Origin of the sequence: Streptomyces sp. NPDC059853, assembly GCF_042731495.1 — a bacterium.
Lineage (GTDB): Bacteria > Actinomycetota > Actinomycetes > Streptomycetales > Streptomycetaceae > Streptomyces.
Map to the genome: position 1 here is coordinate 16,770 of NZ_JBHWJL010000037.1, position 12,820 is coordinate 29,589.

A 12,820-nucleotide genomic window follows, 5' to 3' on the forward strand; every position below is an offset into this window, starting at 1 on the left:
CTCCGGGGGTGCCCCCTCAGCCCCGCACCGCCACCCCGTGCAGGGAGTTGACCGAGGCGAGCACGTCCGGGCCGGTGAACAGCGCCGGGTCCACGCCGGCCCGGGTGGTCACGGTGAAGGTGTGGCTCTCCCCCGCGAGCAGGGTCACCAGTTGGTCGTCCACCTCGGCGTCCGCCGCGATCCGGTCGGCCAGCACCGCCACGTCCCGGGCGAAGGAGGCCGCCGTGACGGTCACCCGGCAGCCGCCGGGCACCGCTTCGGCGCTCGCCTCCAGCGCCGCCGGATCGTAGGCGAGGCCCAGGTCGGGGCCGAAGGTGTGCACGGTGCGCACCGCGTCCGCCGTCGCCACCAGCACCTCACCCCGTCCGTCGCCGGGCTCGGTCAGGGCGGCGGCTGGCTCCAGGGTGAGGGCCGAACGCGCCGCCACCCGCAGGGTCGTGGTATCCGTGGCCAGCACCTCGCCGGTGAACGAGGTGCGCTCCAGGCGCAGCGGCGCCACCCACGCGGTGTCGGTGTCGTTGACCGCGACGACGGCGGTGCGTCCGGCGCGGGGCTGCACGGTGAGCAGCCGGGGCGCGAAGGCGCGGCGCAGCGCGTACCACAGCGGTTTGCGGCGTTCCCCGGAGTCGACGGCGGCCCAGGAGACCACCGGCCAGCAGTCGTTGAGCTGCCAGACCAGGGCACCGGCGGTCCGGGGCCACCAGGAGCGGAAGTGCTCGACGCCGAAGGCCACCGCGCGCGCCTGGTTGAGCTGGGTGGCCCAGTGCCAGTCGGCGAAGCGCGCCGGGTGCGGCAGATGGGGGGCGAGGCCGCGTTCCAGTTTGCCGTTGCCGTCCTCGGCCTTCTGGTGCAGCAGCAGCGCGGGCGAGGTGGGGGTGAGCGGCTGCTCGTCGTGGATCCAGGTGGTCAGGGTGGACCAGTCGGGCGGGCCCTGGAAGCCGAACTCGGAGCAGAAGCGCGGGACGTGGTCGCGGTAGGTGGTGTAGTCCTTGCGGTTCCACACCTCCCATTCGTGCCGGGTGCCGTGGTCGGGCTCGTTGGGGTGGACGACGTCGACGTGGGCGCGGGGGCTGAAGGGGCTGCCGTCGGAGTAGGGGCGGGTGGGGTCGAGTTCGGCGACCAGCGCGGGGAACAGTTCGGTGGAGTAGCGCAGGCCCCAGGTGCGGCCGGCCAGTTGCTCCTGCCAGCCCCAGTCGCGCCAGCCCCACAGGTTCTCGTTGCCGCCGTTCCACAGCGCGAGGGAGGGGTGCGGTGCGAGCCGGGTGATGTGCTCGCGCGCCTCGGCCTCGAACTCGCTCCACAGCGGCTCCTCCTCGGGGTAGGCGGCGCAGGCGAGCAGGAAGTCCTGCCAGACCAGGACGCCGGCCTCGTCGCACGCCTCGTAGAAGTCGTCGCTCTCGTAGATGCCGCCGCCCCACACCCGCAGCATGTTCATGTGGGCGTCGGTGGCCTGCCGGACGCGGCGCCGGGTCCGGTCGCGGTCGACGCGGGTGAGGAAGTGGTCGTCGGGGATCCAGTTGGCGCCCTTGGCGAAGATCCGGGTGCCGTTGACGACGAAGGTGAACGGGGTGCCGAGGTCGTCGGGCGCGGTGTCCACGGTGAGGGTCCGGAAGCCGATCCGGCGCTCCCAGCCGTCGAGTTCGCCGCCGTCGGGGTCGGTGGCGAGGGTGACGCGCAGGGCGTACAGCGGCTGGTCGCCGTAGCCGGCCGGCCACCACAGCTCGGGGTCGGGTACCTCCACGGTGACGGTGGCGGACTCGCTGTCCGCGGGGACGAGGGTACGGGCGGTGCGGCCGGCCACGGTGGCGGTGAGGGTCAGGGCGGTGGCGGCCTCCAGACCGGAGCGCTCGACGGTGACGTGCACCTCGGCGCGCCCGGTGCCGTCCGCGCCGACGGTGACCAGCGGGCGGACGGCGGCGAGCCGGGCGGTGTGCCAGCGTTCCAGGCCCACCGGCTTCCAGATGCCGGCGGTCTGGAGGTCGGGGCCCCAGTCCCAGCCGAAACTGCAGGCCATCTTGCGCACCATGTTGTAGGGGTGGGTGTTGGTGTGCGGGCGGGGGCCGAGCCGGGCCGCCATCTCCTCGGCGTACTCCAGGGCGGGGCGGAAGGTGACGGTGAGGGGCTGCTCGTCGCCGGTGAGCAGGGCGCGGATGTCGAAGCGGTGGGTGCGGTGCATGTTGGCGGTCTCGCCCACGCGGTGTGCGCCGAGGTCGATGGTGGCGACGGTGTCGAGGCCGTCGAAGACCAGGTCGACCCGTTCGGTGGGGGCGGCGGGTGCGGTGCGCACGGTGGTGGTGTAGCGCCAGTGGGCGCGGTGCGCCCAGGCGAGTTCCTCCTCGGCCCGGTCCAGATAGGGATCGGGGACGAGTCCGGCGGCGAGCAGGTCGAGGTGGGCGCTGCCGGGCACCTGGGCTGGGAGGGTACGGCCGGTGATGGTGTCGGGTACGGGGCCGCCGGCCGCCGTGAGCTGCCAGCCGTCGTGCAGGGGCCGGCGGTATTCCGGGTGGACGGTGGGGTTCACCATGCGAACACTTCCCCGTGAGTGGGTGGACCGGCGAGGCCGTTGATTGTTTCTCCGCCGGATGAAGCACGTCAACGGCAGGAGACGGCCCGTGGTGGCGAGGGGCGCCACCACGGGCCCGCGCGACCGGGGTTGGGCGCGGCCTGCTGCCCGGCGGGGGCGTTGGGGCCGGACACGTCGCCCGGGTGGACAGGCTTGCGCGGTTGCCGAATGAAGGAAGTCAGCCCTTGGGCACGACGGACATCCGCTGTGTGCGGGCACATACCCCGGTCCGCGCGGCGCGGGGAGGAAGCACGTGAGCGGACCGGCCGGTGCGATGCCGCACGCCGGCAGCAGGGCGGCGGTGCTCGATGCGATCCGGGCGGCCGCGGCCGGGTGGGCCTGGTCGCGGCGCCGCACGGGGGCTGAGCGGCCCTCCACCGCGATGATCATCGCCCGGGTACACGGTGATCAGTTGCAGTATCAACATTCTTTCCGGCAGCAAATCTTGGGGCAGCGCTGCACCGCCCGTTGATCCAGCACGCCTTCCCCGCCACGAACGGGTTAATTTCCCGGCGTTTTTACATGGTCCCTACACCTCGCGGGGACCCCTTCCTCGTCCAGTCAATCACCGTCGCAAAGACGGTTCCCAGGAAGTGGAGGGCCGGGGTGGAGAACTCCGACACGGTCAAAACGTGTCCGTTCGACTTCGCCGAGGGCCTGGAGTTCGACCCGCTGCTGCGTCAGCTCATGACCGAGGCACCCATCTCGCGGATCAAGATGGCGTACGGGCAGGGCGAGGCGTGGCTGGTGACCCGGTACGAGGATGTGCGCACCGTTACCACCGACCGCAGGTTCAGCCGGGCCGCCGTCATCGGGCGGGACTTCCCGCGCATGACGCCCAACCCCATCGTGCAGTCGGAATCGATCAACCTGCTCGACCCGCCGCAGAGCAGCCGGCTGCGCCGGCTGGTCGCCCAGGCGTTCACCAACCCCAAGATCGAGGCCATGCGGCCGGCCACCCAGCGGATCGTGGACTCGCTGCTGGACAGCATGGCCGAGCACGGCTCCCCCGCCGATCTGGTCAAGCACCTCTCCAACGAGCTGCCGATGACCACCATCTGCGAGGTGCTCGACATCCCCGAGGAGGACCGCCCGGAACTGCGGCGCTGCGCCATCGCCATGATGGCGATCGGCTCCACCACCAAGGAGGCCGCGATCGCGGCCAAGGCGCATCTGCGCGGCTACTTCCAGGAGCTGACGGTCGCCCGGCGGGCCGATCCCGGCGACGACCTCATCAGCAACCTGGCCACCGCCAGGGACGGCGGCGAGGTCCTCGACGAGAAGGAACTCGCCGTCATGGCCATGGTCTTGATGATGACCGGCCACGACACCAGCACCTACCAGCTCAGCAACATCAGCTACACCCTGCTCACCCACCCCGAGCAGCGCGCCAAACTCCAGGCCAGGCCCGAACTGCTGCCCACGGCCCTGGAGGAACTGCTGCGCTACATCCCGTTCCGCAAGGGCGTCGGCATCCCCCGCATCGCCACCGAGGACGTCGAGGTCGGCGGGGTGCTGATCAAGGCCAACGACACGGTCCACGTCTCCTACCTGGCCGCCAACCGGGACGCCGCCCGGTTCGACCGCCCCGACGAACTGGACGTGGAGCGCCCGCCCACCCCCCACATGACCTTCGGCTGGGGCGCGCACCACTGCATCGGCTCCCCGCTGGCGATCATGGAACTCCAGGTCGCCATCGGCACCCTGCTGCGCCGGTTCCCCGAGCTGCGGCTGGCCGTGCCCGCCGAAGAGGTGCGCTGGAACACCGAGTCCATCTGGCGCTACCCGCACGAACTCCCTGTCGCCTGGTGACGGGGCCCATCCACCACCACGAACCAGCCATCGATGCCGGGGTGCTCCGTCGACAGCACACCCCGGCACGGGAGGGGATCATGGCAACGCTCTGCAAGCCGTCCATCGCGGTGCCCGACAACATCATCACCATGGAGGAGACCCTGGACCTGGCGCGCACCCTGCACGCCGGCCACGCCCAGCTCCCCCTGGTGCTGCGACTGATCGGCAACACCGGAGTGCGGACGAGGCATCTCGTCCAGCCGATCGAGGAAACGCTCAAGCATCCCGGCTTCGAGGAACGCAACAAGGTCTACGAGGCGGAGGCCAAGGCCCGGGTCCCGGAGGTCGTCCGCGACGCCCTGGCCAACGCCGAACTCGAGGCCCAGGACATCGACCTGATCGTCTATGTCTCCTGCACCGGCTTCATGATGCCGTCCATGACGGCCTGGCTCATCAACGCGATGGGCTTCCGTGACGACACCCGGCAACTGCCCATCGCCCAGCTCGGCTGCGCGGCCGGCGGCGCGGCCATCAACCGGGCCCACGACTTCTGCCTGGCCTATCCCGGCTCCAACGTGCTGATCGTCGCCTGCGAGTTCTGCTCGCTGTGCTACCAGCCGGTGGACATCGGGGTCGGCTCGCTGCTCTCCAACGGCCTGTTCGGCGACGCGGTGGCCGCGGCCGTGGTGCGCGGCGAGGGCGGCACCGGGATGAGCCTGGAGCGCAACGGCTCGCACCTGGTGCCGGACACCGAGGACTGGATCTCGTACGCGGTACGCGGCACCGGCTTCCACTTCCAGCTGGACAAGCGGGTGCCCACCACCATGAAGATGCTGGCCCCGGCGCTGCGCACGCTGTCCGAGCAGCACAGCTGGGACGTGTCGGGGCTCGACTTCTACATCATCCACGCGGGCGGCCCGCGGATCCTGGACGATCTGTGCCACTTCCTGGATCTGGGGCCCGAGATGTTCGCCCACAGCCGGACCACGCTGACCGAGCGCGGGAACATCGCCTCGTGCGTGGTCTTCGACGCGCTGAACCGGCTGTTCGAGGAGGGGAAGGTCGCCGAGGGCGCCCGGGGGCTGATCGCCGGGTTCGGGCCCGGGATCACCGCGGAGATGGCGCTGGGCGCCTGGCGCGACCCGGCGCAGGTGGGCGCGCAGGCCCTGGCGTCGGTACCGCGCGGGCGGTCCGCCGCCCAGGAGCGGGCCGGCGTCTGAGTACCACGGCAGCACACAGACCATCGGCCGGGCCCCGCACCGCGGGGCCCGGCCGGTGGCGTACGGCGGGTACGGGTCAGGCCGCCGGCGAGGCGGGCGCGGCCGGGGCGGTGGCGGCCGGGGCAGCGGCGAAGAAACGGTCCACCACCATGTCGGTGTGGGTCGGGAAGGCCAGCGTGGCCGGTTCCCACAGCACCAGCCACTCGGTGGCCTCGGCGGTGGGCGCGGACGGCGGCAGCGAGGTCAGCGGCCGGTCGGGCAGCAGTCCGAACAGGTTCACCGTGCCGCGGGCGCTCAGGGCCCCGTACAGCGTGATGTCCTCGGCGTCCGCGTGCAGCCCGGTCTCCTCGCGCAGCTCGCGCACCGCCGCCTGCTGCCAGCTCTCGCCGATCTCGACGTACCCGCCGGGCAGCGCCAGCTCGCCCCGCGCCGGCTCGATGTCGCGGCGCACCACGACCAGCCCGCGCCGGCCCGCCTCGCCGGTGACCGGCAGCAGGGTGATGGCGACGGGGAGCGGGTTCGCCCAGCTGGTCTCGCCGCAGCCGGGGCAGTCCCGGGGCCAGCCCGCGTCGGGGGCGAAGGCCGCCCCGCAGTAGGGGCAGTGCGTCACCTTCCGGTGCAAGGTATAGGTCATCGCGCTGCTCCCGCCCCTTCACTCGGCCGGTGCACGCCCTCCGGGCACCGGGCGTACACCCTCCGACCCTAGCAACGCCCGGCGGCGGTGTGATCATTCCGGACGTGCCCTCTTCCCGTACCCCGTTCAGCGGCGCAGCACCCGGCGCTGGAGGGACTCCAGCGGACCGTGGTCGGCGTACCGCAGCCACAGCCGGGCGCCCGCCACCAGCAGCAGGCCGATCGCCGCCCACAGCCCCATGACCCACCAGGGGCCGCTGTCGGCGAACCGGGCGGCGAGACCGAGGCCGAAGCCGTAGCAGGCGAGCGCGGCCAGCAGGTTCTGGCCGACGTAGCAGGACAGGGCGGTGCGTCCGACGGCGGTGAGACTCACCACGAGCTGCCCGGCGGGGCGCCCGGGGGCACGGGCGGCGCGGCGGTCGAGCAGCACGCCGATGGCACCGAGGTAGCCGAGGGCCAGGACCGGGGCGGCGGCGTAGCGGCTGAGCAGGAAGAGATCCGAGGAGAGGCCGCCGGTGGCCAGCGTCAGCGGGATACCGGCGCCCAGGCCCCAGCGCATCAGCCGGCGGCGCAGCCGCTCCCCCGCCGCGCCCGGGGCGAAGGCTCCGGCCCGGTGGAGCCGGACGCCGAGAAGGAAGAGGAAGAGCAGCAGGCCGAAGGAGAGCAGCGGCTCGGCGCGCAGGACGAGGGCGTTCTCGATCCGGAAGGCGATCTGCTCGGCCCAGCTTCCCTCGGCGTACAGGGCGATCACCCGCGGTGAGGGGCCGCTGCCGCCGGAGCCGTCCCCGGCGGGGGCGGTCAGCAGGGCGAGGGTGAGCAGCGTCATCACGGTCAGATGGGCGGCGGCCGCCCCGCGCAGGACCCGGCGCCGGGCGGTGTCGGAGCGGGTGAGCAGCCAGGCCACCAGCAGGGAGACCAGGGCGTAGCCCATGAGGACGTCCCAGGCGAAGATCAGGGCGAAGTGCACCAGGCCCTCGGCGAAGAGGAACAGGGCGCGCAGCCGGTAGCGGCCCGGCCAGGGTTCGCCCCGGCGCCGGGCGGCGTCGTACTGGATGGCGAGGCCGGCGCCGAAGAGGACGGTGAGCAGGGAGAGGAACTTGCCGTCGGCCAGCAGCCGGAAGACGGCCTCCGCGAGGCCGGCGGTGTCGGCGCCGGAGAACAGCCCGGGGGTGTCGAGGCCGCCGCTGAGGACGCCCCACTCGGCGCCGGGTCCCGCGAAGATCCAGATGTTGGTCATGAGAGTGCCGAGGATGGCCACCCCGCGCAGGACGTCCAGCAGCGGCAGCCGTCCGGTGCCCGGTGCCGCGCTGGTGCCGCCGGCGGGGTTTCCCGTCAGCGGCACCGGGCGCCGCGTGGTCTCGCTCATGTCCGCAACTCCCCGTCGGTGGTGGCTCGTCGTCACCATCGTCGGGGGCGTGCGGGGGCGTTCCTGTCCGCCGGGATGCCGAGATCCGGGTACATCCTTCGGCGGACCCGGCCCCGCCGCTCGGGCCGGAGCCGGGCGGGAGGCCGCAGGTCAGGCGGTGTGCAGGGTCAGCCCGTAGGCGGACAGGATCGGCCGGATCGGGTAGAAGACGGAGGAGCCGCCGCTGGAGCAGTTGCCCGCGGCGCCGGAGGTCACGCCCTGGGCCTGGTCACCGCTGATGAACGAGCCGCCGGAGTCACCGCCCTCGGCGCAGGCGGTGGAGTTGGTCATGCCGTAGACGATGTTGCCGTTGCCGTAGTTCACGGTCACGTTCTTGGCGCCGATGGTGCCGCAGCGCCAGCCCGTGGTGGAGCCGGAGCGGCAGACGGAGGCGCCGGTGGGGGCCTCGTTGGAGCCGCGGACCAGGGCGTCGGAGACGGTGCCCCAGCCGAGGACGACCGGGACGGTCCACCAGCCGTGGCCGGTGCGGACCCAGGCGTGGTCGCCGCCGGGCCAGGAGCGGCCGGCGAAGTTGCCCATCAGGCTGTTGTCCCAGCCGTAGACGGCCGCCGAGCCCGATCCGCAGTGGCCCGCGGTGATGAAGCCGCCGTGCACCGAGAAGCCGATGGAGCAGCGGACGTTGCCGGTGTAGTACGGGTCGCCGCCGACCACACCGGCGGCGGAGGTGGTGTACGCCTCGTCCACGGTGCGGACGGTCAGCGGCAGGGACTGGACGGTTTCGGCCTCGGCGAGGAAGGCGGTGACCGCGTCGGTGTCCTCGGCGCCGGCCACCACGTCGACGGCGATCCCGTTCTCCTGGACGTCGGCGTACCAGCTGGCCACGGCGGCCGGGGCGTCCAGCTCGTCCAGGGCGGCGAGGGCGGTGTCGAGCGTGTCCTGGCTGTGGGTGACGCGCTCGGTGGCGGCGCCGGTGGACTCCACCGCGCTCTCGGCGCCGGCGGTGGTGACGGCGACGACGAGGGTGCCGGTCTCGGCGTCGATCCAGCTGCCGGCGTAGGCGTCGCCGGCCGCTTCCCGGGCCGCCTCGTCGGTGGCCATGGCCTCGGCCTCGACCGCGAGCCGGTCGACGGCCTGCTCCGGGGTGAGCCCGAGGTCGCGCTGGAGCGCTTCGATCAGGGCGGGTTCGGCGACCGGGTCGCTGCCGGAGGCCGGGGTGGAGGAGTCGGCCGCCACGGCGGCACCGCCGAGACCGGTGGTCAGGATCATCAGGGCAGCCGCGCCCAGGCTGAAGGAACGGGTGCGTCTCATTGCAGGGCTCCTTGAACGTGCTCTACCGAAGTGGGGCGGTACGGGGCAACGAAGCGATGCAGTGTGAGAGCGCTCTCACCTCACGCGCAGGACATTAGACCTCCGCCATGAGCATGTCCAGACCAATCACCTGGTGCTGCCCACCGGCGAACCCAGCAGCGCCACAAGGTCGTTGACGGCTGCCCGGCCGGCGCGGTTGGCACCGATGGTGGAGGCGGAGGGCCCGTAGCCGACCAGATGCACCCGCGGGTCGCGGACCGTTCTCGTCCCCTCCAGCCGGACGCCGCCACCCGGCTCACGCAGCTTCAGCGGGGCGAGATGGTCCAGGACGGCCCGGAAACCGGTGGCCCAGACGATGACGTCGGCCGGGGCGTGGCGCCCGTCCGCCCACCGCACCCCGTCCGGCGTCAGCCGCTGGAACATCGGATGGCGGCGCAGCACGCCCGAGGCGCGCGCCGCGCGGATGGCCTCGGTCATCGGCAGCCCGGTGACCGAGACGACGCTGCGTGGCGGCAGTCCGTCGCGGACCCGCTCCTCGACCAGGGCGACCGCCGCGCGGCCCTCGACCTCGCCGAAGCCCTCCTCGCGGAAGACCGGCGGGCGGCGGGTCACCCACAGGGTGCTCGCGGCGACCTCGGAGATCTCCAGCAGATGCTGGACGGCGGAGGTGCCGCCGCCGACCACGATCACCCGCTGCCCGGCGAACGGGGCGGGTCCGGGGTACTGGGCGGTGTGCAGCTGACGGCCGGTGAAGCCGGCCGCCCCGGGGACCGTGGGCCAGAACGGGCGGTCCCAGGTGCCGGTGGCGTTGATCAGCGCGCGGGTGCGCCAGGTGCCGGACGGGCTGTCCACCCGCAGCGCTCCCGTGCCCTCGTCGTGGACGGCGGTGACGTCCACCGGGCGCAGCACCGGCAGCGCGAAGGCGCGCTCGTACGCGGTGAAGTACTCCCCGATCACCTCGGAGGACGGCCGGTCCGGGTCGGCGCCGGTCAGTTCCATGCCGGGCAGCGCGTGCATGCCGTGCACCCGGCCGTAGGTGAGGGTCGGCCAGCGGTACTGCCAGGCGCCGCCGGGGCGCGGTGCGTGGTCGAGGACCACGAAGCCGGTGCCCGGGGCGAACCCCCGGCGCCGCAGATGGTAGGCGGCGGCCAGCCCCGCCTGGCCCGCGCCGATGACCACGACCGTCATGTCGTTCATGTTTCATCCAACGCCGGGCGGGTGCCGGGACTTCCCGCAGGGGGTTCACTGGGGGCATGGAGTGCGTCTTCTGCCGGATCGTGCGCGGCGAGGCGCCCGCCGACCGGGTGTACGAGGACGGGTCGGTGGTCGCGTTCCTGGATGCCCGGCCGCTGTTCGAGGGGCATGTGCTGGTGGTGCCGCGGGAGCACCTGCCGACGCTCACCGACCTCCCGCCCGAGCTGCTGGGCCCGTACTACGCGGTGGTGCGGCGGCTGGCCGCGGCGGTGGAGTCGGCGATGGACGCGCGCGGCTCGTTCGTCGCGGCCAACAACCGGGTGAGCCAGTCGGTGCCGCACTTCCACACCCATGTGGTGCCCCGGCGGCCCCGGGACGGGCTGCGCGGCTTCTTCTGGCCGCGCGGGCGGTACCGGGACGCGGAGCGGGCGGCCGAGGTGGCGGCGCTGGTGCGGGCGGCGGTCAGCGCGGACGGTGCGGGGTGAGGACGTCGTCGAGCGCGTAGCCGACCGGCTCCTCCAGCTGGGCGTACCCGCAGTCGGCGGGCTCCCGGTCGGGCCGCCAGCGGCGGAACTGCGCCGTGTGCCGGAACCGGTCGCCCTGCATGTGGTCGTACCGCACCTCGCAGACCCGTTCGGGGCGCAGCGGCAGCCAGCTGAGGTCCTTGGTGCCGGTCCAGCGGCTGGGTCCGCCGGGCATCCGGGCGTGCTCGTGGGCCTCCGCCTCGGCCCAGTCGGCCCAGGGGTGGCCCTCGGCGGAGTCCATGAGCAGCGCGGAGAGTTCGTCCATCAGCTCGGTGCGCCGCTTGGCGGTGAAGGAGGCGCAGACCCCGACGTGCTGGAGGCGGCCGGTGGCGTCGTACAGGCCCAGCAGCAGGGAGCCGACGCCCTCGCCGCTCTTGTGGCGGCGGACCCCGGCGACGACGCAGTCGGCGGTGCGTTCGTGCTTGATCTTGACCATGACGCGCTCGCCCGGGCGGTAGGCCAGGTCGGGCGGCTTGGCCACGATGCCGTCGAGCCCCGCGCCCTCGTACCGCTCGTACCACTGGCGGGCGAGGTCGAGGTCGCCGGTGGCGGGGGCGACGAAGACGGGCCGGCGGGTGTGGCGCAGCGCCTCGGTGAGGGCGGTGCGGCGGGCGTGCTGCGGGGTGTCGAGGAGGGACTCGTCGCCGAGGGCGAGCAGGTCGAAGGCGACGAAGGAGGCGGGGGTGCGTTCGGCCAGCATGCGGACCCGGGAGTCGGCGGGGTGGATGCGCTCCAGCAGGGCGTCGAAGTCGAGCCGGCCGCCGCGGGCGATGACGATCTCGCCGTCCAGGACGCAGCGCTCGGGCAGGGCGGCGGGCAGCTCTTCGGCCAGTTCGGGGAAGTAGCGGGTGAGCGGCTTCCCGGTGCGGGAGCCGATCTCGATCTCCGGCCCGTCGCGGAAGACGATGGCGCGGAAGCCGTCCCACTTGGCCTCGTAGTGCATGCCGGCGGGGATCTTCGCGGCGGGCTTGGCGAGCATCGGGCTGACGGGGGGCATCACCGGAAGGTCCATGGTGGGATTGTGCGGCGCGCGGCGGCGCGGCGCCCGTCGGCGGGCGCGCGGCGGCGGACGGGCTTAGCGTGGCGGCATGGGCAAGGCCATGGAACTCACGGTCGGTGACCGCACGGTGCGCGTGTCCAACCCGGACAAGGTGTACTTCCCGGAGCGCGGGTTCACCAAGCTGGATGTGGCCCAGTACTACCTCGCCGTGGCGGACGGGGCGCTGCGGGCGCTGCGGGACCGGCCCACGACGCTGGAGCGGTACCCGGACGGGGTGACGGGTGAGTCGTTCTACCAGAAGCGGGCGCCGGGGAACTTGCCGGAGTGGATCCCCACCGGGCGGATCTCCTTCCCCAGCGGGCGGCACGCGGACGAGATCGCGCCGAGCGAGCCGGCGGCGGTGGTGTGGGCGGCGAACCTGGGCGCGCTGACCTTCCACCCCTGGCCGGTGCGGCGCGGGGACACCGAGCACCCGGACGAGCTGCGGATCGATCTGGACCCGCAGCCGGGCACGGACTACGCGGACGCGGTGCGCACCGCGCTGGAGCTGCGCGGGCTGCTGGAGGAGTGGGGGCTGCGCGGCTGGCCGAAGACCTCGGGCGGGCGCGGCATGCACGTGTTCGTGCCGATCGCGCCGGAGTGGACGTTCCCGCAGGTGCGGCGGGCGGCGATCGCGATCGGGCGGGAGCTGGAGCGGCGGGATCCGCGGCGGGTCACCACGGCGTGGTGGAAGGAGGAGCGGGGCGAGCGGATCTTCGTGGACTACAACCAGATGGCGCGGGACCGGACGATCGCCAGCGCGTACTCGGTGCGGGCGCGTCCGCACGCCCCGGTGTCGGCGCCGCTGCGCTGGGAGGAGGTGCCGGACGCCCGGCCGGAGGACTTCGACCTGGCGACGATGCCGGCGCGGTTCGCCGAGGTGGGCGATGTGCACGCGGAGATGGAACGGCACGTGTGCCGGCTGGAGACGGCGCTGGAGATGGCGGCGCGGGACGAGCGCGATCACGGGCTGGGGGATCTGCCGTATCCGCCGGAGCATCCGAAGGTGAAGGGCGAGCCCAAACGGGTGCAGCCGAGCCGGGCCAGGAAGGACGGCGGGGCGGGGAACGGGAAGGACAAGAACGGCCGGGAGGGCGCGAGCGGGTAGGGCGGCACGGCGGGGCTGCGTCCGGTGGGCGCGCCGCGCAGGCCGGCCGCCCAGCCGAGGGCGGGGCCGTA

The 12,820-nt window shown here is 73.3% G+C and carries 10 protein-coding genes; 4 read left to right on the forward strand and 6 right to left on the reverse strand.

Annotation, left to right across the window (positions count from 1 at the left end):
* Positions 1 to 16 precede the first annotated feature (16 nt).
* Positions 17 to 2,524, reverse strand: a complete 2,508-nt coding sequence (locus tag ACFV5N_RS06710) for a glycoside hydrolase family 2 protein (RefSeq protein ID WP_385594988.1) — start codon at positions 2,522 to 2,524, stop codon at positions 17 to 19.
* 645 nt (positions 2,525 to 3,169) lie between these two features.
* Here ACFV5N_RS06710 and ACFV5N_RS06715 point away from each other — a divergent pair.
* Complete coding sequence (locus ACFV5N_RS06715) at positions 3,170 to 4,375, forward strand: cytochrome P450 (protein ID WP_385594991.1); 1,206 nt, start codon at positions 3,170 to 3,172, stop codon at positions 4,373 to 4,375.
* An 80-nt stretch (positions 4,376 to 4,455) separates the two neighbouring features.
* A complete protein-coding gene (locus ACFV5N_RS06720; protein ID WP_385594994.1) occupies positions 4,456 to 5,577 on the forward strand; it encodes a type III polyketide synthase in 1,122 nt (373 codons plus the stop codon).
* Between the two features lie 76 nt (positions 5,578 to 5,653).
* On the opposite strand, the gene ACFV5N_RS06725 is transcribed toward ACFV5N_RS06720, so the two are convergent.
* The 4 genes from ACFV5N_RS06725 to ACFV5N_RS06740 form a co-directional block, all read right to left on the reverse strand.
* On the reverse strand, positions 5,654 to 6,211 hold the full coding sequence (locus ACFV5N_RS06725; protein ID WP_385594997.1) for an NUDIX domain-containing protein: 558 nt from the start codon (positions 6,209 to 6,211) through the stop codon (positions 5,654 to 5,656).
* 126 nt (positions 6,212 to 6,337) lie between these two features.
* Positions 6,338 to 7,576, reverse strand: a complete 1,239-nt coding sequence (locus ACFV5N_RS06730; RefSeq protein ID WP_385594999.1) for a DUF418 domain-containing protein — start codon at positions 7,574 to 7,576, stop codon at positions 6,338 to 6,340.
* A 150-nt stretch (positions 7,577 to 7,726) separates the two neighbouring features.
* The gene (locus ACFV5N_RS06735; protein ID WP_385595002.1) at positions 7,727 to 8,884 is read right to left on the reverse strand and encodes an alpha-lytic protease prodomain-containing protein; all 1,158 of its coding nucleotides are present in this window, start codon (positions 8,882 to 8,884) and stop codon (positions 7,727 to 7,729) included.
* A gap of 126 nt (positions 8,885 to 9,010) precedes the next feature.
* Complete coding sequence (locus tag ACFV5N_RS06740; protein ID WP_385595004.1) at positions 9,011 to 10,081, reverse strand: NAD(P)-binding domain-containing protein; 1,071 nt, start codon at positions 10,079 to 10,081, stop codon at positions 9,011 to 9,013.
* 56 nt (positions 10,082 to 10,137) lie between these two features.
* Between ACFV5N_RS06740 and ACFV5N_RS06745 the strand changes: the two genes are divergently transcribed.
* Positions 10,138 to 10,563, forward strand: a complete 426-nt coding sequence (locus ACFV5N_RS06745) for an HIT family protein (RefSeq protein ID WP_385595007.1) — start codon at positions 10,138 to 10,140, stop codon at positions 10,561 to 10,563.
* On the opposite strand, the gene ACFV5N_RS06750 is transcribed toward ACFV5N_RS06745, so the two are convergent.
* Complete coding sequence (locus ACFV5N_RS06750; protein ID WP_385595010.1) at positions 10,541 to 11,614, reverse strand: ATP-dependent DNA ligase; 1,074 nt, start codon at positions 11,612 to 11,614, stop codon at positions 10,541 to 10,543. The two genes, ACFV5N_RS06745 and ACFV5N_RS06750, sit on opposite strands and share 23 nt — an antisense overlap.
* A 76-nt stretch (positions 11,615 to 11,690) precedes the next feature.
* Here ACFV5N_RS06750 and ligD point away from each other — a divergent pair, with 76 nt between their 5' ends.
* Positions 11,691 to 12,749, forward strand: a complete 1,059-nt coding sequence (gene ligD, locus ACFV5N_RS06755; protein ID WP_385595013.1) for a non-homologous end-joining DNA ligase — start codon at positions 11,691 to 11,693, stop codon at positions 12,747 to 12,749.
* The last annotated feature ends 71 nt before the right edge of the window (positions 12,750 to 12,820 follow it).

Coding starts and splice junctions, on each gene's coding strand:
- ACFV5N_RS06710 (WP_385594988.1), bottom strand. CDS start 2,524: ATGGTGAACCCCACCGTCCACCCGGAATACCGCCGGCCCCTGCACGAC.
- ACFV5N_RS06720 (WP_385594994.1), top strand. CDS start 4,456: ATGGCAACGCTCTGCAAGCCGTCCATCGCGGTGCCCGACAACATCATC.
- ACFV5N_RS06725 (WP_385594997.1), bottom strand. CDS start 6,211: ATGACCTATACCTTGCACCGGAAGGTGACGCACTGCCCCTACTGCGGG.
- ACFV5N_RS06730 (WP_385594999.1), bottom strand. CDS start 7,576: ATGAGCGAGACCACGCGGCGCCCGGTGCCGCTGACGGGAAACCCCGCC.
- ACFV5N_RS06735 (WP_385595002.1), bottom strand. CDS start 8,884: ATGAGACGCACCCGTTCCTTCAGCCTGGGCGCGGCTGCCCTGATGATC.
- ACFV5N_RS06740 (WP_385595004.1), bottom strand. CDS start 10,081: ATGAACGACATGACGGTCGTGGTCATCGGCGCGGGCCAGGCGGGGCTG.
- ACFV5N_RS06745 (WP_385595007.1), top strand. CDS start 10,138: ATGGAGTGCGTCTTCTGCCGGATCGTGCGCGGCGAGGCGCCCGCCGAC.
- ACFV5N_RS06750 (WP_385595010.1), bottom strand. CDS start 11,614: ATGGACCTTCCGGTGATGCCCCCCGTCAGCCCGATGCTCGCCAAGCCC.
- ligD (WP_385595013.1), top strand. CDS start 11,691: ATGGGCAAGGCCATGGAACTCACGGTCGGTGACCGCACGGTGCGCGTG.